18 protein-coding genes and 1 pseudogene are annotated in these 23,625 nt (G+C 72.3%); 6 read left to right on the forward strand and 13 right to left on the reverse strand.

The window, feature by feature from the left end; translation table 11 throughout:
• Window positions 1-352 precede the first annotated feature (352 nt).
• Together P8A20_RS13820 and P8A20_RS13825 are read right to left on the reverse strand one after the other, a co-directional pair.
• On the reverse strand, window positions 353-1,057 hold the full coding sequence (locus P8A20_RS13820) for a DUF3017 domain-containing protein (protein WP_306103590.1): 705 nt from the start codon (window positions 1,055-1,057) through the stop codon (window positions 353-355).
• A 19-nt stretch (window positions 1,058-1,076) separates the two neighbouring features.
• Window positions 1,077-1,955 carry a bifunctional methylenetetrahydrofolate dehydrogenase/methenyltetrahydrofolate cyclohydrolase gene (locus P8A20_RS13825; protein WP_306103591.1) on the reverse strand — a complete coding sequence of 293 codons (879 nt, stop codon included), beginning with the start codon at window positions 1,953-1,955 and terminating at the stop codon, window positions 1,077-1,079.
• A gap of 234 nt (window positions 1,956-2,189) precedes the next feature.
• On the opposite strand from P8A20_RS13825, the gene P8A20_RS13830 reads away from it, so the two are divergent.
• Window positions 2,190-2,786: a hypothetical protein gene (locus P8A20_RS13830; protein ID WP_147959136.1), complete on the forward strand. Its 597-nt coding sequence runs from the start codon at window positions 2,190-2,192 to the stop codon at window positions 2,784-2,786.
• A 56-nt stretch (window positions 2,787-2,842) separates the two neighbouring features.
• On the opposite strand, the gene P8A20_RS13835 is transcribed toward P8A20_RS13830, so the two are convergent.
• The 3 genes from P8A20_RS13835 to purN form a co-directional block, all read right to left on the reverse strand.
• Window positions 2,843-4,303, reverse strand: a complete 1,461-nt coding sequence (locus P8A20_RS13835) for a DUF2079 domain-containing protein (protein ID WP_371934398.1) — start codon at window positions 4,301-4,303, stop codon at window positions 2,843-2,845.
• A gap of 189 nt (window positions 4,304-4,492) precedes the next feature.
• Window positions 4,493-6,046 carry a bifunctional phosphoribosylaminoimidazolecarboxamide formyltransferase/IMP cyclohydrolase gene (gene purH / locus P8A20_RS13840; RefSeq protein ID WP_147959134.1) on the reverse strand — a complete coding sequence of 518 codons (1,554 nt, stop codon included), beginning with the start codon at window positions 6,044-6,046 and terminating at the stop codon, window positions 4,493-4,495.
• Entirely contained in the window at window positions 6,033-6,689 is a 657-nt protein-coding gene (gene purN, locus P8A20_RS13845; RefSeq protein ID WP_306103593.1) for a phosphoribosylglycinamide formyltransferase, read from the reverse strand. The genes purH and purN overlap by 14 nt, the downstream gene beginning before the upstream one ends.
• A gap of 239 nt (window positions 6,690-6,928) precedes the next feature.
• Here purN and P8A20_RS13850 point away from each other — a divergent pair, with 239 nt between their 5' ends.
• Window positions 6,929-7,879, forward strand: a complete 951-nt coding sequence (locus tag P8A20_RS13850) for a hypothetical protein (RefSeq protein WP_306103594.1) — start codon at window positions 6,929-6,931, stop codon at window positions 7,877-7,879.
• 21 nt (window positions 7,880-7,900) lie between these two features.
• On the opposite strand, the gene P8A20_RS13855 is transcribed toward P8A20_RS13850, so the two are convergent.
• Window positions 7,901-9,808, reverse strand: coding sequence for a cell division protein PerM (locus tag P8A20_RS13855; protein WP_306105147.1), 1,908 nt, complete (start codon window positions 9,806-9,808; stop codon window positions 7,901-7,903).
• A 131-nt stretch (window positions 9,809-9,939) separates the two neighbouring features.
• Here P8A20_RS13855 and P8A20_RS13860 point away from each other — a divergent pair, with 131 nt between their 5' ends.
• Complete coding sequence (locus tag P8A20_RS13860) at window positions 9,940-11,160, forward strand: helix-turn-helix domain-containing protein (protein ID WP_306103595.1); 1,221 nt, start codon at window positions 9,940-9,942, stop codon at window positions 11,158-11,160.
• Between the two features lie 135 nt (window positions 11,161-11,295).
• Here P8A20_RS13860 and sucD read toward each other — a convergent pair whose 3' ends face one another.
• From sucD to P8A20_RS13890, 6 genes and pseudogenes are all read right to left on the reverse strand, one after another.
• Window positions 11,296-12,180, reverse strand: a complete 885-nt coding sequence (sucD, locus tag P8A20_RS13865) for a succinate--CoA ligase subunit alpha (RefSeq protein ID WP_099173770.1) — start codon at window positions 12,178-12,180, stop codon at window positions 11,296-11,298.
• Window positions 12,181-12,201: 21 nt separating this feature from the next.
• Window positions 12,202-13,383, reverse strand: coding sequence for an ADP-forming succinate--CoA ligase subunit beta (gene sucC, locus P8A20_RS13870; RefSeq protein ID WP_147959133.1), 1,182 nt, complete (start codon window positions 13,381-13,383; stop codon window positions 12,202-12,204).
• A 309-nt stretch (window positions 13,384-13,692) separates the two neighbouring features.
• Window positions 13,693-14,912, reverse strand: a pseudogene (locus tag P8A20_RS13875) (vWA domain-containing protein).
• Entirely contained in the window at window positions 14,909-17,221 is a 2,313-nt protein-coding gene (locus P8A20_RS13880; RefSeq protein ID WP_147959132.1) for a DUF5682 family protein, read from the reverse strand. Before P8A20_RS13880 ends, P8A20_RS13875 begins: the two are co-directional and overlap by 4 nt.
• Window positions 17,218-18,330: an ATP-binding protein gene (locus P8A20_RS13885; protein WP_147959131.1), complete on the reverse strand. Its 1,113-nt coding sequence runs from the start codon at window positions 18,328-18,330 to the stop codon at window positions 17,218-17,220. The genes P8A20_RS13880 and P8A20_RS13885 overlap by 4 nt, the downstream gene beginning before the upstream one ends.
• Window positions 18,331-18,436: 106 nt before the next feature.
• Entirely contained in the window at window positions 18,437-18,865 is a 429-nt protein-coding gene (locus P8A20_RS13890; RefSeq protein WP_147959130.1) for a hypothetical protein, read from the reverse strand.
• A 148-nt stretch (window positions 18,866-19,013) separates the two neighbouring features.
• Between P8A20_RS13890 and P8A20_RS13895 the strand changes: the two genes are divergently transcribed.
• The gene (locus tag P8A20_RS13895; RefSeq protein ID WP_306103596.1) at window positions 19,014-20,117 is read left to right on the forward strand and encodes an SWIM zinc finger family protein; all 1,104 of its coding nucleotides are present in this window, start codon (window positions 19,014-19,016) and stop codon (window positions 20,115-20,117) included.
• A 44-nt stretch (window positions 20,118-20,161) separates the two neighbouring features.
• Window positions 20,162-21,790 carry a DUF5691 domain-containing protein gene (locus P8A20_RS13900; RefSeq protein ID WP_306103597.1) on the forward strand — a complete coding sequence of 543 codons (1,629 nt, stop codon included), beginning with the start codon at window positions 20,162-20,164 and terminating at the stop codon, window positions 21,788-21,790.
• 45 nt (window positions 21,791-21,835) lie between these two features.
• Here P8A20_RS13900 and icmB read toward each other — a convergent pair whose 3' ends face one another.
• On the reverse strand, window positions 21,836-22,249 hold the full coding sequence (icmB, locus tag P8A20_RS13905; RefSeq protein WP_147959127.1) for a coenzyme B12-dependent isobutyryl CoA mutase small subunit: 414 nt from the start codon (window positions 22,247-22,249) through the stop codon (window positions 21,836-21,838).
• 341 nt (window positions 22,250-22,590) lie between these two features.
• Here icmB and P8A20_RS13910 point away from each other — a divergent pair, with 341 nt between their 5' ends.
• Window positions 22,591-23,571, forward strand: coding sequence for an esterase/lipase family protein (locus P8A20_RS13910; RefSeq protein WP_306103598.1), 981 nt, complete (start codon window positions 22,591-22,593; stop codon window positions 23,569-23,571).
• Window positions 23,572-23,625 lie beyond the last annotated feature (54 nt).

The raw sequence follows: 23,625 nt of genomic DNA on the forward strand, positions 1-23,625 counted from the left end.
GAAGGATGCACGTATCCACAACGCCGGTTCCGGACAAAGGGGCGCACAGGGGCATTCGGTAGGAGCGCGCTGTCCGTCGAGCGGCGTAGCGTCCACCGAGCAGTCGGGGCCCACCGTTGCCTGACGATCACACCGTGGCGGAATGGTCACTTCCGTGCCACAGGCGTCCGGCATCCCTTGAACCCGGCGCCTCATGTCCATGACTCTTGATGCAGGACAGGGCAAGGCCGCTCAAGTCGCCGTATTCCGGCGCTTCTTGCGCCGGCGCCCTGTCGGGTGTCCGTCCCTCCTCGGGGGAGGGGACGGACACCTTCATCGGGCGACAGGCGTGCCTCGGGCGACGGCCCGCGCTTCAGCGAATCGTGAAGTGGACGACGTCCTGCAGGAACGGGACCTGCAACCACGGCTTCGGCTGCGCCATCAGCGCGAGCAGCACGATCAGGGTGCCCATCGAGCCGTACGTGACCAGATCGGTGAACCGGGACCGGACCGCCAGCATGCCGACCGACGGAACCACCCAGCGCAGCACCGCCCCCGCGAGCAGCGCGACGCCCATCAGCATCGTGCCGACCCTGAACGCCTGGGCGAAGGGATCGGCCCCGACGATCAGCAGTCCGAGCCCGGCGGTGCAGAGCACGGTGAGCAGCGGCCACTGCCGGGCCGGGGCGGGAGCGTCCCCCGGCGCCGCCCTGCCGCCGCCCTCGGGGCGGGCGGTGTCACGGGTCAGCGAGAAACGGCGCGAGGGCGCCCAGGTCGAGCCGCTGGTCCCCGCGTCCACGGCGTCCCCGTCCTTACCCGCGCCCGTGTACACGTCGGCGCCCTTGTCAGTATCTGAGCCGACGCCCTTGTCGGCGTCGCCGCCCGCATCCGCGGTGACAGGAACCCCGGCCGTGACGGACTCCTCGTGCCCCTCGGACCGCTCGGACGTCCGAGCCCCGTCGGACGCCTTCACCGCACCGGGCTCCCCCGCCTCCGCGGCCGGGCCGTCATCCTGCGTATCGTCCGCGTGCCTACCGTCCGCGTGCCGGCCGTCCGCCGGACTCGTACCAGCACCCATGGCGCTCCTCCGGTCCGGGTCAGCCGGCGGAGGGGGCGGAGGCCTCGGCGGCAGCGCGTTCGGCCGCCTCGACCACGTTGACGAGCAACTGGGCCCGGGTCATGGGTCCGACACCACCCGGGTTCGGGGCGACCCACGCGGCGACCTCGGCCACACCGGGGTGGACGTCGCCGACGATCTTCCCGTTCTCGTCCCGGCTGACGCCGACGTCCAGCACGGCGGCACCCGGCTTCACGTCCTCGGGCTTGATCAGGTGGGGCACACCGGCGGCCGCGACGATGATGTCCGCCTGCTTGAGGTGCGCCGAGAGGTCACGGGTGCCGGTGTGGCACTGGGTGACGGTCGCGTTCTCGGACTTGCGCGTCAGCAGCAGCGGGAGCGGCCGGCCGATGGTGACACCTCGTCCCACGACGACCACGTGGGCGCCGTTGATCTCGACGCCGTGTCGGCGGAGAAGCGTGACGACGCCCTGGGGCGTGCAGGGCAGCGGACCGGTCTCGTTCAGCACGAGCTTGCCCAGGCTCATCGGGTGCAACCCGTCCGCGTCCTTCGCCGGGTCCATCAGCTCCAGGATGCGGTTGGTGTCGATGCCCTTGGGAAGGGGGAGCTGCACGATGTAACCCGTGCAGTCGGGGTTGGCGTTGAGCTCCCGTACGACCTCCTCGATCTCCTCCTGGGTGGCGGTGTCGGGGAGTTCACGCTGGATGGATCCCATGCCGACCTGGGCGCAGTCACGGTGCTTGCCGTTCACGTACCAGCGGCTGCCCGGATCGTCACCGACGAGCAGGGTTCCCAGGCCGGGGGTGATGCCCTGTGCCTTGAGGGCCGCCACGCGGACGGTCAGATCGGACTTGATCGCAGCTGCGGTGGCCTTGCCATCGAGAATCTGGGCAGTCATGACACCCATCCTCGCGGATGACCCCGCCCGCGTACCAATCCTGGCTTGCCAGATGGACACGAGATTGCACTTGCACAACGCATTCGGCAACCGACTGGACAAAATGCGGATGTCACGACGACGATAAGTCCCGCATCACCGCGGACAGTGTCGGGGGGACCACCGTTCAGATTGCACACGATTCCTCCGCCCGGGCCGCGTCGTCCCCGCACTTCACAACGGAGGAATCTCGCCATGAGCTTCGGCGACCCCAACAACCCCTACGGCCAGCAGCAGGGTGGACAGCCGGGCGGGCAGCCGGGCTACGGCTACCCCCAGCAGGCCCCGCAGGGCGTTCCCCAGCAGGGCTACGGCTACCCGCAGGCACCGCCGGTCCAGGGCGGTTACGGCTTCCCCGGTGGCCCGACCGAGATGCCCGGCGGCGTCAAGGCCGCCCGCGTCATGCTCTTCGTGATCGCCGGTCTCCAGGTCATCGGTGCGATCTTCGTCGCCCTCGCCGCCGCGGCCGTGAACGCGGCCAAGAACGACGCGACGCTGAAGGACGACGTCCAGTTCCAGCAGCTCGCCGACTACTCGGGCTCCGCGCTGTGGGGGATCGTCGTCTTCGCCGTGCTCTGGGGCGTCCTCGCGGTCTTCCTCGGCGCCAAGTTCGGCAAGGGGGGCAACGGGATCCGCATCACCGCCATCGTCTTCGGCGTGATCACCGCGATCCTCGGCATCTACCCGTTCGTCGTGATGGGCCTCGTCCACACGGTCCTCGCCATCCTGGTCGTCGTCTTCGTGGCGAAGTCCGACGGCGGCGCCTGGTTCAACCGCCAGCAGCAGCACTGACCAGCACGCCCGCGCGTGAAGGCCGTGGCACCCGCTCATCAGCGGGTGCGCGGCCTTCAGTCGTTTCCGGGCACCTTCGTGGTCCGCTCCATGACCACGAAGGAACCCGCCTCCCGCGTGATGCGGTAGCGCGCCTCGGGGTGAAGCTGCTCGGCGTACTTCACCGGGTCGTCGATCGGCCGCGACCAGCCGAAGTCCAGGTTGATCGCGACGACGTCGGGTGCGGTGCCGGGGGCGCCGCCGATCCAGTAGACCGTGCGGTCCGCGGTCAGGTGCGCCATCAGCGTGATGTCCGTCTCCACCCGCGCGCCCACCGGAATGGCGTCGAGCGCCGCTTCTGCCGCGTGGGTCCGCGCGTCCGTCCGGTACGTCTCCGGCCGCAGCAGGTCGCGGAGCGGCAGGTGCTGGGTGAGGGCGACGGCGACGGCCGCGGCCATCGGGACGGCGACGTTCGCGTACGAGACGAGCCAGGGCCGCTTCGACCCCCGACTGCGGCGGATGCCGTCGGCCATGGCGAGGAAGACCACCGGCATCAGGATCGCGCTGTAGTGCCAGACCATCCCCCAGTGGTTGGAGTCCTGGGAGAGCAGCCGCCAGCCGAGAGTGGGCAGGACCAGCAGGATCAGGGGTGAGCGGAGCGCCATGAAGGCGGTGATGCCGACCAGGAAGACCAGCATCTCCAGCTTGACGGAGGAGTCGAGGACGCCGAGGACGGAGTCGAGCGGGGAGACCTCCTGCCCGCCGTTCTCCTCGATCTTCTTCCAGTAGTCGTACGTCCCCGCGCTGCTGGCCGCGGGTATGAGCACCAGCACGGTCAACGCGAACGCGAAGACGCCGAAGGCCGCCAGGAGGAAGCCCTGGAGCCGCCGTCCGTACAGGGCCAGGAGCCCGCCCACGACGGCGACGGTGATCCCGAGGTCCTCCTTGACCAGGACCAGCGGCAGCGACCACAGGACGACGGCCCGCCACCGTTCCATGAGCAGGGCGCGGCAGACGAGCGCGATCAGCGGGACGGCGAGCGCTATCTCGTGGAAGTCGGCCTTCACCGCTTCCTGGAGCCCCCAGGAGAGGCCGTAGGCAACGGTGACGCACAGACCGGACCGGCCGCCGAGCATCTGCTGGACGGTGCGCCCGACGATGACGGCGGACCCGGCGAACAGCGCGGCCTGGGCGAACAGCAGGGCCACGGCGGACGGCCAGATCCAGTAGAGCGGGACGAGCAGCGCCACCACGGGGCTGAAGTGGTCGCCGAGGATGAGATAGCCCGGGCCCTTGATGTCGACGACCGGGGCGTCGAACCCGGCGTAGGCGCGCACCTCCTGCTCGAAGATGCCCAGGTCCCAGGAGGGCGACTGGAAGTGGCTGTACCGCAGGTACCCGTAGAGGAAGTAGAGCGCGCACAGCACGGCGGCGGCGATCAGGTACGGCCGCAGCGGCGCCGGGTGCTCCGTCCTCGCCGCCCTCTCCGGGGCCTGCCCTCCGGGCACGCCGGTCTCGCTCTGGTCCAGGTCAAGCACGATGCCCCCGCAACGGAGTCCCTCAGTGGTCAACTTCCGGTCGTCGCACCGGTCCCGCCCGTCGAAGCCCGCCAGGCCCGACAAGGCCATTCATTAGAACAGAGTGACGACCGGATTCCGTACGCCGGGACGCACCGCAGGCCGCGCCCTATCCGGGCGCGGCCTGCGGGTGGTGGTGCGAACCGGGTGTCAGTGGAAGAAGTGGCGCGTGCCCGTGAAGTACATGGTCACGCCCGCCTTCTTCGCGGCCTCCACGACCAGCTCGTCGCGGACCGAGCCGCCCGGCTGTACGACCGCCTTGACGCCGGCGGCGGTCAGGATCTCCAGACCGTCGGGGAAGGGGAAGAACGCGTCGGACGCGGCGTACGCGCCCCGGGCCCGCTCCTCGCCCGCCCGCTCGACGGCGAGCTTCGCGGAGTCGACGCGGTTGACCTGGCCCATGCCGACGCCGACCGAGGCACCGTCCTTGGCGAGCAGGATCGCGTTGGACTTGACCGCGCGGCACGCCTTCCAGGCGAAGGCGAGCTCCTGCAGCTCCTCGGCGGACAGCGCCTCGCCGGTCGCCAGGGTCCAGTTCGCCGGGTCGTCGCCTTCGGCCTGCAGCCGGTCGGTGACCTGGAGGAGGGCTCCGCCGTCGATCGGCTTGACCTCGACCGCTGAGGCCGGGGCGTCGGGACAGCGCAGCACCCGGATGTTCTTCTTGCGGGCCAGCACCTCGACGGCGCCGTCCTCGTAGGCCGGGGCCACGATGACCTCGGTGAAGATCTCCGCGACCTGCTCGGCCATCTCGACGGTCACCGGCCGGTTGACGGCGATGACTCCGCCGAACGCGGACAGCGGGTCGCAGGCGTGCGCGTTACGGTGCGCCGTCGCGACGTCACCGGCGACGGCGATACCGCACGGGTTGGCGTGCTTGATGATCGCGACGCACGGCTCGGCGTGGTCGTAGGCGGCGCGGCGCGCGGCGTCGGTGTCCGTGTAGTTGTTGTAGGACATCTCCTTGCCGTGCAGCTGCTCGGCCTCGGCGAGGCCGCCCTCGCCCGAGGTGTAGAGCGCCGCGGGCTGGTGCGGGTTCTCGCCGTAGCGCAGGACGTTCTTGCGCGCGAAGGTCGCACCGGAGAAGTCGGGGAAGCCCGAGTCGTCCGCGGCCGCGTAGCCGTCGGCGAACCAGGCGGCGACGGCCACGTCGTACGCGGCGGTGTGCTGGAAGGCCTCGGCGGCAAGCCGCTTGCGGGCGGTCAGGTCGAAGCCGCCCGCCGCGACCGCGGCAAGGACGTCGGCGTAGCGCTCGGGGCTGGTCACGACCGCCACGGACGGGTGGTTCTTGGCGGCGGCGCGGACCATCGACGGACCGCCGATGTCGATCTGCTCCACGCACTCGTCGTCGGAGGCACCGGAGGCGACGGTCGCCTTGAACGGGTACAGGTTGACGACCACCAGGTCGAACGGCTCCACGCCGAGCTCGGCGAGCTGCTCGCGGTGGGCGTCCAGGCGCAGGTCGGCGAGGATGCCTGCGTGCACCCGGGGGTGCAGCGTCTTGACGCGGCCGTCGAGGCACTCGGGGAAGCCGGTGAGCTCCTCGACCTTGGTGACCGGTACGCCGGCGGCTGCGATCTTCCCGGCGGTGGAGCCGGTGGACACCAGCTCGACACCCGCCTCGTGCAGACCGCGGGCGAGGTCTTCGAGCCCCGTCTTGTCGTAGACACTGACCAGGGCGCGGCGGATGGGCTTATTCACCGACATGACCGAGATGAACCTTTCGTCCCTCAATGCGATAGCCGTCGCGGGCGAGCCGCCCCACGGCCTCGACGAGCAGCTTGCGCTCGACTTCCTTGATGCGTTCGTGGAGGGCTGCTTCACCCTCCACCGTTTCCTCTTCGGTCACCTCGACCACGCCCTGCGCGATGATCGGACCGGTGTCGACGCCGTCGTCGACGAAGTGGACGGTGCACCCGGTGACCTTCACGCCGTACGCGAGCGCGTCGCGGACGCCGTGGGCGCCGGGAAAGCTGGGGAGCAGGGCGGGGTGGGTGTTGACGACGCGGCCACCGAACTCGGCCAGGAAGCCCTTACCCACGATCTTCATGAACCCCGCGGACACCACGAGGTCCGGGCGGTACTCCGCCACGGCCGCGGTCAGGGCGGCGTCCCACGCATCCCGGTCCGCGTACTCGCCGAGCTTGCACACGAAGGTGGGGAGCCCGGCGCGCTCGGCACGCTCGATGCCGAGGGTGCCGTAGCGGTCCGCGCCGACAGCGACGATCCGGGCGCCGTAGCCCTCGGGGTCGTCACCGATCGCGTCGAGGAGTGCCTGGAGGTTCGTGCCTGAGCCGGAGACGAGCACGACCACACGGGCCGGAGCGGCGGAGGGGGGCGGGGAGGCCACGGCGGGGCCCTTTCTCGCGTGGTGCAGCAGATACGCGATGTGCAGGAGGTGCGTTTGTATGGTCGTACGAAAGAAGCTCGCCCCCTGATACGGGGAACTCTACGAACGGTCCGACCGTCAGCAACGATACCGGCACTCCCGGCGGCCCCCACGGGACGGGGGCGTGGCCGGGAGGTAGCGTCAGGGGACAGGGAACCGCCCCCGGGCGGAAATGACGAGATGGGGAAGACGTTCACCACATGCCGGACCGCCTCCGCACCGCCCTTGGCCACCCGCTGCCCGAGCGGGCATCCATGCTGATGCGGGAACGCCAGTCCTCATCACCGGACTCCTCGCCGGGATCGGGTTCCCCGTCGGGATCGGGACCCTCCGGGGGTCCGGGCTCCTCCTCCGGGTCGCCCTCGTCCGGATCCTCGGGCTCATCCTCAGGGGCGTCGGGCTCATCCTCAGGGGCGTCCGGCTCCTCCGGGTCGTCCGACGACAATCCGTTCGCGGCACCGCCCGAGGACCGGCCCGACCAGCCCTGGCAGCCCCGCCATCCCTCCCACGCGCCGGGACAGCACGGCAACGGCGGGAACGGCGACGGGGGGCACTCCGACGACCGTCCGGCCTGGGGCAGTCAGTGGAGCGACCAGCAGCCCGGCCGCCAGGGCGGCGGCTTCGGCGGTCGCCCCGGCGGGACCGGCGGCCAGGGGGGTGGCCCCGAGGGCAGCCCCGGCGGTCTGCGCTGGGACCCGACCGACCCCACCCAGCGGCGCGCCCGCTATGCGGTGCTGGGCGGCATGTGGGCGTTCTTCTTCGCCCTCTTCGACTTCCCCGAGATCGCGATGCTCCTCGGCGCCCTCGCCGTGTACTGGTCGATCAGCGCCCTCCGCGGCGGCCCGCGGAAGACCCCGGCCGACGGCACGGGCGCCCCGGACCGTCCGGTCACTCCCCCGCTGCCGGGGTCCGCGCCCGGTACCGCTCCCGGTGCCGCGCAGAGCAGCAGCCGCCAGCAGACCACGGCGGCGGTCAGCGGCCTCGTGACGGCGGTGCTGGCCCTGGCCATCGTGGCCACCGGTTACACGGTCCAGTTGGTCTACCGCGACTACTACACCTGTGTGAACGACGCGCTCACCAAGTCCGGCGCCCTGGCCTGCAACGACAAGCTGCCTGACCCGCTGGAGCCCTTCTTCGGCGTGAAGAAGTAGCACCGCCGCACCGAGCGCCCGCTACGAAGCAGTCTTCCGGCCGGGTTCCGGGTGCCCCGGGGCACCCGGAACCCGGCCGGTCGGCGTATCGAGGTCGGAGTCCCGGGTGCCGGGCTCGGAGTCCCCGCCGGCTGAGGACTCAGGGCTGGGCTCAGGGCCGGACTCGGCGGCGGAGGCAGGAGCGGATGCCGACGCCGGGTCGGACGCGGTGACGGACGCCGGACCGGACGCCGGGTCAGCAGCGGTGACGGGAGCCGGAGCAGACGCCGGATCAGGCGCGTCGGGACGGTCAGGGGCGGGCTCCGCGGCGGGGGCCTGCACCGGTCCGGGCACGGGCACCGGGTCCACTGACGTCCGAGAGGGACTCTGCGTCCGCGTCCGTGCCGAGAAGTCCGCCATCAGGCCGCCCGACTTCTTCTTGAGCGCCGCCCAGCGGGCCTCCCTCGCGCCGTCCTCGTGCCAGGGGTCGGCCGACAGGAAGTCGTACGGTTCAGCCGGTCCGCCCGTGCCCCCGGGCTCCTTCTCCGCTCCGCACTCCGGCTCCGGCTCGGCGTTCTGCGACGCCTCGTTCCTCGCCGCGTCCAGGCGCCACCCCCATCGGCGCTCCCTGAGCCGCCAGGCCCTGAGCGCCAACGCCACCGGTACGCCGATCACAGCTGTCCAGGCGAGAGCGGCCGGACCCACCAGCCACCAGACGGGGCCGAACTCCGCCAGGGCGCCGGTGCCCAGCGGGCCACCCGACACCGACGCCAGCACAGCCGCACCGATCCCGCAGCCCACAGCCGCCAGCGCCGCAACCAGGGCGGTCCGGCCTTGGCCCCACGTCCCCTCGCGTGTCCCGCGCGCCGGGACCGCTCCCCGCGCCACGAACCGGGCGACGACCAGGCCCGCCACCGCAGGCACCGCGGCCGCGGCCCAGTTCGCACCGGTACCCGGGCCGTGCGACGGCACCGCGGCGAGCAGGGGGAAGTCCGGCAGCGCGGGCGGTCCGGTGAAGGCGAGCGGAGTGGCCGTGGAGGACGCGCCCAGGGCGAATCCCGGCCCCAGGCCGTAGGAGGCGCCCCACATCGCCGCGTTCGGGACGAGCGCGACCGCCAGCAGGAGTACGGAGATCCGGCCAGCCCAGTCGCCCGACAGGCCCAGGAAGGACTCCCTCGCCGCACCCGCATGCCACACCAGCGCCACCGCGACCAGCAACGCCCCGCCTCCCAGCAGCGTGAGCACACCGGCGGCCGACGACCGCAGAGCCGCACCCGCCCCTGCCCGGAACCGGGAGCGCGCGGCGGCCTCCTGCACTCCGAGCGGCGCCCAGACCAGCAGAGGCGTCAGCGGCCGGCCCCGCGCCGCCCATACGCCCGCGGCAGCCGCGACGGCCACCACGACGGTGACGGGGAAGGCGAGCGACACCCGGTCGGCGGGCAGGGCCCCGCCCTGCGCGTACGCCGCGGAGGCCAGCACGACCAGCAGGTATCCGGCGCTCACCGCGCAGAACGCCCCGACCGCCGATTTCCCGGCCGACGGCTTATCGTCGGTCTCCGCCGAGCCCCGGGCCGCCCGGGCGTCGGTCTCCGCCGAGCCCCGGGCCGCCCGGGCGTCGGTCTCCGCCGAGTCCCGGGCCGCCCGGTGCACGAGCCACACCGGCAGCACGCCGAGCAGGAGGGGAACCGTGCCGACGGGCACGGGGTGTCCCCCCATGGTGTCGGCTCTGACGAGTTCGGCGCCGTGCGCCAGCAGCCAGAGCCCGGCCGCCACATGAAGGGCACCGCCGGGTCCGCTGTCGGGGTACGGAGAGCTGATCCACAGCAGCATGACCAGGACGGACAGCGAGCCGAGCCCCAGCCCCGCGGCAAGCACTCCGCGCACGAAGGCGGAGGCCAGTGCGGCGGACCTGCTCCGCTCGGCCGACAACATCGGGCTGCGCTCGGTCACTTGGGTCACGCCGCCATGCTGCCAACGACACGCGCTTATTCCGTGTAACGGGCGAATAGCCGCTGTGTCGCCCAATATATGTTTATGTACTTTTTCACCCAGTGCGGTGTCCTCGGAGACGGAGGCAGGACATGACGCGGAGCGCCGGTCCGGCCCCCACCGCGCCGTTGCCCTCCCCCAAGGAGCGCCGCAGGCTGCGCGAGGCAAAGGAACTGAGTGAGCAACAGGTCGCGGCGGCGGTGGGCGTCACGGCCGCCACCGTCCGCGCCTGGGAGACGGGGCGTGCCAGTCCTCGGGGCCGTCGGCGCGCGGCGTACACCAGGCTGATCGGCTGCGCCGAGCCCCGCGCCACGCAGTCCCGCTCCGTCGAAGCGGACGGGAGCAGCACGATGTCCACAGCCGGGACCGGCACCCTTCCCGCACCGGACACACTCACTGCGGACGGCCCCGCCCCGGCAACGCCCCCACCCGACGAGCCCGCCCCGGCAACGCCCCCACCGGACGAGCCCGGCCCCGATCCGCAGCCGAGAGGTCTCACCGCCGAGGAGGCGTACGACGACCTGTACGGGCGAACCGCACCGGGCCTCACCCGCCAGGTCTTTCTGCTGACGGGCCACCGCGAACTGTCCAGGGAGGCCGTCCAACACGCATTCAGGATCGCGTGGCAGCGCTGGCCCGAGGTGGCCACGGACCGCGATCCGGCCGGCTGGGTACGGGCGGCCTCGTACGAGTACGCGATGTCGCCCTGGCACCGGCTGCGCCGATCCCACCGCCGGACCGATCCGCTGCCCGAGGATCCGGCACGGCGTGCGCTGCTCGACGCACTTCTCGGCCTGCCTCCCTCGTACCGCCGCACACTCCTGCTCCACGACGGTGTGGGCCTGGGGCTGCCGGAGACGGCCGCCGAGACCGAGGCGAGCACTCACGCGGCGGCGGGCAGGCTGCTGAACGCGCGGGCCGCCGTCGCCGAGCTGCTGCCCGCACCGGCGGATCCCGCGGATCCCGGCACCGGGCCCGCACCGCTCCACGGGCCGCTCGCCGCGCTCGCCCTGTCCGAGGAGGTGCCCGCACCGCCGGCGGCCCCGGCGGTCCGGGCGGGCGGTGAACGCGTCGCGGAGCTCTGGACCCGTGCCGCGCTCTGCTTCGGGGTGCTGCTCATCGGCGCGACCGCCTTCACGCTGCACACGGCCCCCACCCACTACGAACAGCCGCTGGCGCCGGCAGAACGGGTCGGCGGCGTCCCCCCGCTGGGCGGGCCCGAGAAGCTCACGCCTCAGGACCTGAAGTTGCAGAAGGCACTGAAGGGCGAGCTCGCGCACGGCCCGGAGCGACTGGTTCCGCGCATTCCCTGACCGCGCCCCCTGGCAGCTTTCCCCGACCGCGTCCCCCGACCTGCGTCCCGGAACGGGAACGGCGCGGGCCCGCACCCCTTGTGCAGGGGTGCGGGCCCGCGCCGTTCCCGCTGTGAGGCGGTGACGCGGTGGCGGTCAGCCGCCGAGGATCTCGCGCGCCAGCTTGGCGGTCTCGGTCGGCGTCTTGCCGACCTTCACGCCCGCGGCCTCGAGGGCCTCCTTCTTGGCCGCGGCGGTGCCGGAGGAGCCGGAGACGATGGCGCCGGCGTGGCCCATGGTCTTGCCCTCCGGGGCGGTGAAGCCCGCGACGTAGCCGACGACCGGCTTCGTGACGTTCTTCGCGATGTAGTCGGCGGCACGCTCCTCGGCGTCGCCACCGATCTCGCCGATCATCACGATGAGGTCGGTGTCGGGGTCCGCCTCGAACGCCGCGAGGGCGTCGATGTGCGTCGTACCGATGACCGGGTCGCCACCGATACCGACGGCGGACGAGAAGCCGATGTCACGCAGCTCGTACATCATCTGGTAGGTCAGCGTGCCGGACTTGGACACGAGACCGATGCGGCCGGGCTTCGTGATGTCGCCCGGGATGATGCCGGCGTTGGACTGGCCCGGGGTGATCAGACCGGGGCAGTTCGGGCCGATGATCCGGGTCTTGTTGCCCTTCGAGCCGGCGTACGCCCAGAAGGCGGCCGAGTCGTGGACGGCGATGCCCTCGGTGATCACGACGGCCAGCGGGATCTCGGCGTCGATCGCCTCGACGACGGCGGCCTTCGCGAAGGCCGGCGGCACGAAGAGAACGGACACGTCGGCGCCGGTCTTCTCGATCGCCTCGGCGACGGACCCGAACACGGGTACCTCGGTGCCGTCGAAGTCGACGGAGGTGCCCGCCTTGCGGGGGTTCACGCCACCGACGATGTTGGTGCCGTCAGCCAGCATGAGCTTGGTGTGCTTCATGCCCGTGGCGCCGGTCATCCCCTGGACGATGACCTTGCTGTCCTTGGTGAGGAAGATAGCCATGGTGTTGGAGTCCCTCGTCCTTTACTTCGCAGCCGCGGCGAGTTCGGCGGCCTTGTCGGCCGCGCCGTCCATGGTGTCCACGCGCTGAACCAGCGGGTGGTTGGCGTCGGAGAGGATCTTGCGACCCAGCTCCGCGTTGTTGCCGTCGAGGCGCACGACCAGCGGCTTGGTGACGGCCTCGCCCTTGGACTTGAGCAGCTCCAGGGCCTGGACGATGCCGTTGGCGACCTCGTCACAGGCGGTGATGCCACCGAAGACGTTGACGAAGACGGACTTGACGTCCGGGTCGCCGAGGATGATCTCCAGGCCGTTCGCCATGACCTCGGCCGAGGCGCCGCCGCCGATGTCGAGGAAGTTGGCGGGCTTCACGTTGCCGTGGTTCTCACCGGCGTACGCGACGACGTCCAGGGTCGACATGACCAGACCGGCACCGTTACCGATGATGCCGACCTCGCCCTCGAGCTTGACGTAGTTGAGGTTCTTGGCCTTGGCGGCGGCCTCGAGGGGGTTGGCCGCGGCCTTGTCCTCGAGCGCCTCGTGACCGGGCTGGCGGAAGTCGGCGTTCTCGTCGAGAGACACCTTTCCGTCCAGCGCCAGAATGCGGCCGTCCTTGGTCTTCACCAGCGGGTTGACCTCGACGAGGAGCGCGTCCTCGGCGACGAAGGTGTCCCACAGGGTCACCATGGCCTCGGCGACACCCTCGGCCACCTCGGCCGGGAACTTCGCCTGGGCCACGATCTCGCGGGCCTTCTCGATGTCGACGCCGTCGACGGCGTTGACCGGGACCTTCGCGAGGGCCTCGGGGGTCTTCTCCGCGACCTCCTCGATGTCCATACCGCCCTGCACCGACGCCATGGCGAGGAAGGTGCGGTTGGTGCGGTCGAGGAGGTACGAGACGTAGTACTCAGCCTCGATCTCCGGGGACAGCTCGGCGATCATCACCTTGTGGACCGTGTGGCCCTTGATGTCCATGCCGAGGATGTCGGTCGCACGCGCGACCGCCTCGTCGGGGGTGGCGGCCAGCTTGACGCCGCCGGCCTTGCCGCGGCCGCCGACCTTCACCTGCGCCTTGACGACGGACTTGCCGCCCAGCCGCTCGGTCGCCTCGCGGGCTGCCTCAGGCGTGTCGATGACTTCACCGGCCAGCACCGGTACACCGTGCTTGGCGAAGAGGTCCCTCGCCTGGTACTCGAACAGGTCCACGCGCGTCCGTCCCTTTTAGTGGTCTCGCGGTTCGTTTTCTGCGTGGGCGTGCCGCGAGGGCAACGTGACTGCGCGGTCACAGGGGAGGCGCACACGGTGACCCGGTACGCGGCATGTCCATCCGGCAGGTTATCCCCGCGCCGCGCCGGACCCTAAATTGCAGATCACACCTGAGCGGTGATACCGGTCACAGACCGTGCTGGTGACCGGGGTGCGACGGACAAAACGGTACTCCGGCGGGGCAGCCGGTCACCCGCCCCCGGACCGGGCCGCCCGTCACCGGGCGCCGCCGCCCACGGGCCGGTCCGGTCACCGGACCGTGCCGGGTATCGGCAGGGGCCGTCTCTCGATCGCCGCCGCCATGACCTCGGGGAAGTGGTCCGGGGTGCAGGCGAAGGCCGGGGCGCCGAGCGCCGCCAGCGCGGCAGCGTGCTCCCGGTCGTAGGAGGGCGCGCCCTCGTCGGAGAGTGCGAGCAGGGTCACGAACTGCACACCGGACGCCTTCATCGCGGCGGCCCGCTCGACCATCTCGTCCCGGATCCCTCCCTCGTGGAGATCACTGACGAGGACGACGACGGTGTCCGCCGGACGGGTGATCTTCGACTGACAGTAGGCGAGCGCGCGGTTGATGTCCGTCCCGCCGCCGAGCTGCGTACCGAACAGCACGTCGACCGGGTCGTCGAGCTGGTCGGTGAGGTCGACGACGGCCGTGTCGAACACCACGAGCCGGGTCTCCAGGGTCCGCATGGAGGCGAGCACCGCTCCGAAGACGGCTGCGTGGACGACCGAGGCGGCCATGGATCCCGACTGGTCGACGCAGAGGATCACGTCCTTCTTCACGGACCGGTCCGTGCGCCCGTACCCGACGAGGCGCTCGGGCACCACCGTGCCGGCCCCCTCCCGTCCGGGGAGAGGCACGTAGTTCCTGAGGTTGGCACGGATCGTGCGGTCCCAGTCGATGTCGCGGTGCCGTGGCCGGCCCTCGACGAACGGTCGAGGGCGCCGGTGAGTGTCGTCCTGGTGCGGGAGGCGAGCCTGCGCTCCAGGTCCTCGACGACCTTGCGCACGACGGCCCGGGCCGTCTCCTTCGCGGTCTCCGGTATCGCCTTCGCGAGCGAGAGCAGGGTGCCGACCAGGTGGACGTCGGGTTCGAGAGCCTCCAGTGTCTCCGGTTCCAGCAGCAGTTCGGAGAGTCCGAGCCGGTCCATGGCGTCGCGCTGCATGACCTGGACGACGGAGGACGGGAAGTACGTACGGATGTCTCCGAGCCAGCGGACCACGGACGGGGCGGAGGCGCCGAGCCCTCCTGAACGCTCCGCTCCGCTGCGGCCGCCCGGCTTCCTCCCCTCGTCGTACAGCGCGGTCAGCGCACCGTCCATCGCCTCGTCGCGTCCGGTGAGCACCCGTCCGGTGCCTTCGGCGCTGTCCGCGCCGAGCACCATCCGCCAGCGCCGCAGCCGCTCGTCGTCGGCAGGAGCCGCTTCCATCGCCCTCTCCCCCTTCTCCTTGTCCGCCCCGGCCTCGGTCATCCGTCCGTCCCCGGCCCGGCCGGGGCGCCGGTGCCGAGCAGCAGCCGCAGCACCGGGACCACCGCGTCCGCCCGCCCCTCGTCGAGCCCCTCGCCGAAGCCCGGGGCAGCGGGCACGCTTTCGTCGTGGGCCCTGCCGGGATCCGGCCCGCGGCGGACCAGTTCGCCCAACGCACGCCGCGCACCGGGCTCGTAGGCCGAGAACGTGCGGCGCAACAGGGGCAGTACGTCGGTGAAGGCTTCGGCCGGTACACCGGTCAGCCAGGTGTCGACGAGCGCGAGGAGGCGCTCGTCGTGGACGAGCAGCAGGCCGCCTCCCGCGGCTCCGCCCACGAACCCCTCGATCCAGGCGGCCGCGTCGGCCGGTGCGCTGCCGGGCGAGAGGGCCAGCCCCATCAGCAGCGCGGCCTCGCTCTCGGCCAGTCGCCCGCCGTCCAGGAGCAGGCGCGCGGCACGGCCCCGGACCACCCCGGCGACCGCGTCCCTGCCTGCGAGTTTCCGGAGGACGCCGGCCCACCGTTCGGGCAGCCCGTCCGCCCCTGCGGTGTCGGCGAGCAGCCCGACCGCCGTGTGCACGCCGTCCACCCGACGGTGCGCCTCCAGGGCCGCGTCCGCGTCGAGCCCGGTGCAGGCAGGCGGCAGGCACACACAGACGCGCTCGGCGAGCCCGACGGCGACCTCTCCCAGGGCCGCGGTGTCGGTGGACCGCACGTCTCCGTACCGCAGGGAGCGGGCCAGGGCGGGCAACGCGTCGGCGAGGTGGCCGACGTCCGCGTCGAGGGCGGCCCGGTCGGCGAGGGCCCTCATCACCACGGGCAGGGCCTCGGACAGACCGGCCAGGAGGCACTGCTCGGCGAGCGCGGTGACCCCGGCCAGCGACGGCGCCGAGACCGCGTCGGTCTCCGCCCTGGCGGTCGCGGCGCCGAGCACGGTGGTCCCCCACACACCGGCCTCGGCGATCCGGACGTACAGCTCGGGCTCCCAGTGCAGCCGCCAGCTCTCCCGGAACGTCCCCGTGCTCCCCCGGCCCGCGACGGGCTCGCCCCAGTGCACCTCGAGCAGCCGGAGCCGGTGCAGGAGCCGGCTGCGGGCCGCGTCGGTGTCCTTGCGCAGGTCGAGATCCAGCTCGCGCCTCCCGGCCTCGGGCCTGAGTCTGAGTGTCCGCTGCTGTCTGTCCAGGTCGCGCTGGAGTGGGACGGCAGGGGCGGTCTCCGGGACCTCTCCGAGGGTCTCGCCGACGACGAGCCGGTCCCGCACGAGGGCGAGCGGCACGTCGGACCCTTCGCACATGACGGCCCTGACGGCGTCGGTGGCTTCGGTGAGGCCCACGGCCGGGCGGCCTCTCAGTGCCGCCAGGGTCCCGGCGAGTCCGACGGCCTCGATGACATCCGCGCTGGACACCGTCCTGTCCGTGTCGCGCAGCAGCCCTGCGACCTTCGTCATCCAGCGCTCCACGGGCCGGTCCGGTGCGCCGAAGAGGTGCCCGTACCAGCCGGGGGACTCGATCCCCGCGCCGTATCCGCTGTGCCGGGCGAGCCTGCGATGGGTCCAGGGCACCCAGGTCAGCTCCGTCCTCACCTTGGGCATCCCCTTGAGGAGGGCCCGGTCGGCGGCGACCGTCGTCCTCGTGTGGAGCGCGGGCACGTGCCACGCGCCGCAGACCACGGCGACGTCGTCGCCGAACTCCTTGCGGGCGGCGCGCAGCTGAAGGCGCATGCAGGCCTCCCGGACGGCGTCCTGCGGATGTCCGCCGTCCCCGTACGCCTCGCGCAGCGCCGTCATCGCCTCGGCGAGCGTGGCGAACGGGTCGCGCGGGTCGGCCGGGGGGCCGTCCTCCGCGCGGTGCTCGACGACGTCCTCCCACCAGCGCTCGGGGTCGTCGTAGCCCGCGGCCTCGGCGAGGACTCCGATCGGATCGATGCCCCGGCCGTCCTCCGCGCCGTCCTCCTTCGGTTCCGTCAGCGCCAGCGAGTGCGCCGCGGGCAGGTCCACGAAGCGCACGGGGACCCCGTGCGCCGAAGCCCAGCGGATCGCCACCCACTCGGGTGAGAAGTCGGCCATGGGCCAGAAGGCCGCCCGGCCGGGATCGTCCACGGCGTGCGCGAGGAGCGCGACCGGCGGACGCATCCGGCCGTGCGCGGCGAGCGGCAGCAACGCGTCGCCCTCCGGGGGGCCTTCGACGAGGACGGCGCTCGGCCGCGCGTGGTCCAGAGCGGCCAGGACCGCGCGGGCGGAGCCCGGCCCGTGGTGGCGCACCCCCAGCAGCAGCGGTCCTCCGGAGACTGCGGTCCTGCCGGTGCGGGAGGTCATTCGGCGGCCTCACGGCAGGCGCGGTAGAAGTCCTTCCAGCCTTCGCGTTCCCGGACGACCGTCTCCACGTACTCCTGCCAGACCAGGCGGTCGGCCGTGGGGTCGCGGACGACGGCACCGAGGATGCCGGCCGCGACGTCGCCGGGGCGCAGGACACCGTCGCCGAAGTGCGCGGCGAGCGCGAGTCCTCCGGTCACGACGGAGATGGCCTCGGCCGTGGACAGCGTGCCGGACGGTGACTTGAGCCTGGTGCGGCCGTCCGTGGTGATGCCGTCGCGCAGTTCGCGGAAGACCGTGACGACGCGCCTGATCTCGGCCGTGCCGTCGGGCGCCGGAGGCAGGTCGAGCGAATGGCCGATCTGGGCGACACGGCGGGACACGATGTCCACCTCGGCCTCCGGTGTCGCGGGCAGCGGCAGCACGACGGTGTTGAACCGGCGGCGCAGGGCGCTGGAGAGTTCGTTGACACCGCGGTCGCGGTCGTTCGCCGTGGCGACGAGGTTGAACCCCCTGACCGCCTGGACCTCCTGTCCCAGCTCGGGAACGGGGAGTGTCTTCTCCGAGAGGATCGTGATGAGCGCGTCCTGCACGTCGGCGGGGATGCGGGTGAGTTCCTCCACGCGGACGGTCATGCCCTCGGCCATGGCCCGCATGACCGGGCTCGGCACCAGCGCCTCACGGCTGGGACCGTGGGCCAGCAGCTGCGCGTAGTTCCACCCGTAGCGGACCGCCTCCTCCGGGGTGCCGGCGGTGCCCTGGACGAGCAGGGTGGAGTCCCCGCTGACGGCTGCGGCGAGGTGCTCGGACACCCAGGTCTTGGCGGTCCCGGGGACGCCGAGGAGCAGCAGCGCACGGTCGGTGGCCAGCGTGGCCACGGCGACCTCCACGAGACGGCGCGGGCCCACGTACTTCGGTGTGATCAGCGTGCCGTCCGGGAGCGTCCCGCCGAGCAGATAGGTGGAGACGGCCCACGGCGAGAGCTTCCAACGAGCAGGCCTGGGGCGGTCGTCGGCGGCGGCGAGCGCCGTGAGCTCAGCGGCGAAGGTGTGCTCGGCGTGCGGCCTCAGGGCTTCGCGGCCGGCTGCGTCGGTCTGTACGGACACGGTCATGGATCCCCCTCCGGATCGGTCGACCCGATGCGGTTTCCACGGTGCACCATGCCACTGACAACCGGTCCCGGGAGGCGTCCGGGACCGGTCGTGGGCCGGCGGTGGATCAGTCCGGGACGGGCGAGACGGCGACGCATCCGCCGCTGGTGAGCAGCTCTTCGCCCTTCACCTCTTCGATGACCTCGCCCTTGTAGGTGATGGTGCAGGCGAGGTCCGCCGCACCCGCGTCCGGTGCGGCCGGCATGACCGCCGGAGGCATGATCCCGCGCAGGGTGACGGTCTTCCTCCACGGCAACGCGGGGGACTTGACGGTTTCGATCTCGGGCTCCATGGCCTTGCCGCCACCGCCGTGGAACCGGATCTCCTCGGCGCTCGTTCCGGTGACCTCGTAGGTCACCTCGTAGGTCTGGTCCACGACCTTGTCGACGGCCTCGGAACAGGCGCCGAGACCGAACGTGAGACCACAGACCGCCGATGCCGACACAACGGTACGAATGGTGCGTTCGGCATGTGTGGTACGCATGATGCGATTCATTGGAATCCCCCGGTTTTTCCCATGAAACGTCTTCTTCGCAGAGAAGCGCACGAGGGCCGGGCGGTCAAGTCCTCTCGCTTCGGCCGGAGCCGGCGCCCGGCCGGCCGGCCGGGGCCGATTGTCAGTGCCGCCCTCTACCGTCGTCTCCATGGTGCTATCTCACGGGGGAGAACCCAGGCGCTCCGACCGGCCGGTGGAGCGCCGGAAGACGGAAGAGGGGCCGGCCGACGTTCCTGGCGGTGCATCACCTGAAGTCGCCGGTGGGTCCGGTGCGCGGGCTGCGTCCGCGGACCGTGCGGCGGCCCGGCGCGCCGAGCGCAGAGCCGAGCGCGTCACCGGCGGTGCGCAGGAGCTGGAGCAACGGCTCACCGATCTGCTGCGCGGCGGGCTCTCGGAAGCCGGCCGCCCGGGTTACGGGCTGTGGGAGGAGACGGCGGCCCGCATGGTCGACGCGCAGGCTCCGGGGCTGGCGTCTCGTACAAGGGAGTTGGAGTCCATACCGGCCTCGGGACCCGGCTGGCCGGCTCGGCTGCTCGAGGAGTGCGCGCTCCTGCACCTGCTGGACTCCGCCTGGCTCCGGCTCGGCCTGCTGCCCGGCCCGCTGGCGGCGACCGTCCGTACGAGGGTGGGGCTGACCGCCTCGGCAGAGGGGCCGGCCGTCCGCGACCACTGGCTGGTCCTCGCGCAGTACGACACCCCGGACGGCAGGATCGTCACCCGCCGCGTCTGGCTGTACGGCGGTGCTTCGGGGCGCATCGCCCTGCTGCTGTCCTACGGGGCGCCCGGGCGCGCCCCGGCCCGTGCGCTGCCGGTGGGTGCCGTGATCGACGCCGAGGTGACGCCGTATCCGGGCGGTGGAGGGCTGAGGGTGGAGCTGGGGACCGAGTTCGGTGAGCCCGTCGCCACCGGAGCACCGCCGCCGGGCGGCACGACGGCGGACGCCGTCGCCGCGTACGGGAACGCGTTGCGGGACGACCCGTGGCTCGACGCCTGGCCGGCCGCCCTGCGTGATGTCGTCCCGGTGCAGTCGGGGGACGGCTGGCAACTGGTGGGCGCCACGGACGGTTCCGCCCTGCCGGTCGCGGCCTCGGCGCTGTCCCGGCCGGGTCTGTGGAAGCTCGTCGCGCTCTCCGGGGGCAGTCCCCTGACGGTGTTCGGCGAATGCGGGCACCGGGGTTTCGATCCGCTCGCCGCCTGGTGTCCCGCGAGTTCCGAAGGCGTGGGGCCGGGCGCGGCCGTGGCCCTCACCTGACGCGTCCGCAGGCCCTGACACCCCGGATCACCGGAAGGAACCCGATGCCCATCACCGCCACGACGACCGGAGTGCCTGTGAACGCCTCGTGGGAGGACCTCGTGACCTCGGCGGTGCTCGGAACCGACCGGCGGCCGCTCCGGACGGGGGATGGCGCCTCGGCCGCCCCCTCTGCGCTGCTCGACGCCGCCGCGGCGCACACCGTGCGCCGCAGAGCAGCCCTGCGTCCGGCCACCGGGGCCGCCCTGCCCACGCCCGCACCCGCCGACCTCCGGCCGCCGCTGCCTGCCGCCGCCCGCCGTCGGCTCGCCCAGTTGCTCGCCGACCGTTCGGCGCAGCCCGGCGGCGGGCGCCGGGGATCGGCCCCCGATCTCACCGAGCTGATCCCCCAGTGGCTGACCTCCGCCGGTGCGCACGGCTACCGCGCCCCGGCGGAGCTGCTCCCCGCCCTGCTGGACGCGGCGAGAGCGCGTACGGATCTGCGTCCGCACGTGTTGGCGTTCGCCGGACCGCGCGGGCTGTGGCTGGCCTCGCTGAATCCGGAGTGGCGGTTCGCCCTGCGCGCATCGACGAGGGACGCGCGGCGACCGGACACGGCGGACCCCGGGACCGTGCGCCTGATCTGGGAGGAGGGCCTCTTCGCCGAGCGGGCCGCGCTGCTCGGCGCCGTGCGGGATCAGGACCCCGGCGGGGCCCGCTCCCTGCTCGCCTCCACGTGGTCCTCGGAACGGGCCGAGGACCGGCTGATGTTCCTCGACTCCCTCCGGTCCGGCCTCTCGGGGGACGACGAGGCGTTCCTCGAGGAGGCCTTGGCCGACCGCAGCCGCAACGTACGCGCCACGGCTGCCGAGTTGCTGTCCTCGCTCCCCGGTTCGGCGCTCGCCCGCAGGATGGCGGACCGTGCCACCTCCTGCGTGAATCCCGACCGCACGGGGGGCGCCGTGTCCGTCGCGGTGGAGGCGCCGCACGAGTGCGACGCCGCGATGCAGCGGGACGGAGTCGTGCCGGTACCGCCCTCGGGGCGCGGGGAACGGTCCTGGTGGCTCGGACAGTTGGTGGAGGCCACCCCGCTCGGTGTCTGGCGGGAGAGGTTCGGCGGCCGGGCGGCCCACGAGCTCGTGGCGCTGCCGGTCGCCGACGGCTGGGCGGGTGAGCTGCACGCCGCCTGGTGCAGGGCCGCCGTGCGGCAGCGCGATCCCGACTGGGCGCGGGCGCTGCTCGGTGCCCCCTCGACACCCCCGGCGAACGGCCCCGGTACGGCTTCACTGGCAGAGCGGTCGAAGCTCCTCGCCGTTCTGCCGCCACCCGAGCGGGCGCTCTGGGTCGCCGGCTTCATAGCCGCGCACGGCCTGTCGGAGGCCTTCCAGCTGCTCGGCGTCTGCTCCGTGCCCTGGGAAGCGCCGCTCGGCCGGTCGGTGGTCGATGCCCTGGACATCGCCCGGGACGCGGGGAGCTACCCCTGGAGCTTCAGCGGGGTGATGGGCCTCGCCGAGCGCTGCCTGAACCCCGCCGAGGCGGACCGTCTCGCGGTCCTCACCACCACCCCGGACGAGCCGGAGGGCGCGTCGCCGGGTGCGGGTGGCTACTGGTCGGAGGCGTTCCAGCGCCTGGTGTCCACCTTGCGCCTGCGCGCCGCCATGGACGCGGAGCTGTCCGAGGGCGGCGCGGGATGACCACGAGGAGTCAGGAAAAGGGCCGGGTGCTGCCGGAGCGCGGGATCACGCCTCCGCGGGCTGGCGGACGTGCGCGTTCACCCAGTCGACGATCGAGGTGGTCGTCGCACCCGGGGTGAAGATCTCCGCGACGCCCTGCTCCTTCAGCGGAGCGATGTCCGCCTCCGGGATGATGCCGCCGCCGAAGACCTTGATGTCCTCCGCCTCGCGTTCCTTCAGCAGCTCGATGACCTTGGCGAAGAGCGTGTTGTGCGCTCCGGAGAGGATCGAGAGGCCGATGGCGTCCGCGTCCTCCTGGATCGCCGTGTCCACGATCTGTTCGGGGGTCTGGTGGAGCCCCGTGTAGATGACCTCCATGCCCGCGTCCCGCAGCGCCCGCGCGATCACCTTGGCCCCGCGGTCATGGCCGTCGAGGCCCGGCTTGGCCACCACCACACGGATAGGACCGGTCACACCCATCAATGCCTCCACATGCGTCTGCCGTACCCGAGGGCCGGCGATGTGAACGAACGTTATCCACAGCATCCCGCACGGCGTCGTTTCGCGGTGGTCCGGGAGGGGGAAATCACACATGGGACATGTTCGCCGGCGTCGTTCCCAGCATCGCGCGGCCCACGGGCCGCGCGAGGGTCGCCGCCAGGGAGCCGCAACGAGGACGTCGTACCACCGCGCCGTCAGCCGCACGGCACGGTGGTGCGGCCCCCGGCACGCCAAGGCCGCCGGCCGCCTCCGCAGCGACCCCCGTGAGGGCGTACGGGGCAGGGAGCCGCCTCCCCGCATGCCGGTGCAGGAGGTCGGCCATGAAGGTCCTGTCCTTCCTACCCCTACTGCTGCGCGGGCCGTTCATGCGTCCCGCCTGGCTGTCGTCGACGCTGATCGGAGCCACCGCGCTGGAGCTGGTGGTCCTCGCCGGGCACGTACTCATCTACCCGTCCGGCCTCACTCCGGAGCGTCGCCCCCCAACGCCCCGGCCCGCCCCCGACGCCGGCAGGGGCCAGGAATCCGGCACCGGCGAGGACACAGGCCCCGGCGCGGGCATGGACGCCGGAGCCGGACCGGACGAGGAGTACGGCGACGGTCACAACGCCGGTCGCGACAGGATCACCCGTTCGGCGGACGCGACCGCTCTGCCCACCGCGGGCGACGACCGCCCGCCCGTCGTCCTCCTGCACGGCTTCATCGACAATCGCTCCGTCTTCGTCCTGCTCCGCCGCTCGCTGGCCCGGCACGGCTGGCACCATCTGGAGTCGCTCAACTACTCACCTCTGACCTGCGACATCCGCACGGCGGCCGAGCTGCTCGACCGGCACGTCGAGGAGATCTGCGCCCGCACCGGGCGCCGCGAGGTCGACATCGTGGGTCACAGCCTCGGCGGCCTCATCGCGCGGTACTACGTCCAGCGGCTCGGCGGGGACCGCAGGGTGCGCACGCTCGTCACGCTCGGTACACCACACGGCGGGACGGCGGCCGTCCCACTGGCCGGCGCACACCCCATCGTCCGCCAGATGCGCAGCGGCTCCGACCTCATCGAGGAACTGCGCCGTCCCGCCCCGGGCTGCCGGACGCGGTTCGTCAGCTTCTGGAGCGAGCTGGACAGGGTGATCCTTCCCGTGGAGACGGCCTGCGTGGATCATCCCGACCTCGACGCGGTGAACGTGCGCGTCACCGGCATCGGCCATCTCGCCCTTCCGGTGCATCCAGCGGTCGCCTCCGCGATCCGGCAGGCACTCGAATCCGACGGTTCGGCCGTCGGTGCTCCGGGAGCCGCTCACGTCGCGTGAGTTGATTCTTGAACCACCGAACCCCCGTCAAATAGAACGGGTTTCGAACATAGG

Source organism: Streptomyces sp. Alt3, from assembly GCF_030719215.1.
GTDB lineage: Bacteria > Actinomycetota > Actinomycetes > Streptomycetales > Streptomycetaceae > Streptomyces > Streptomyces glycanivorans.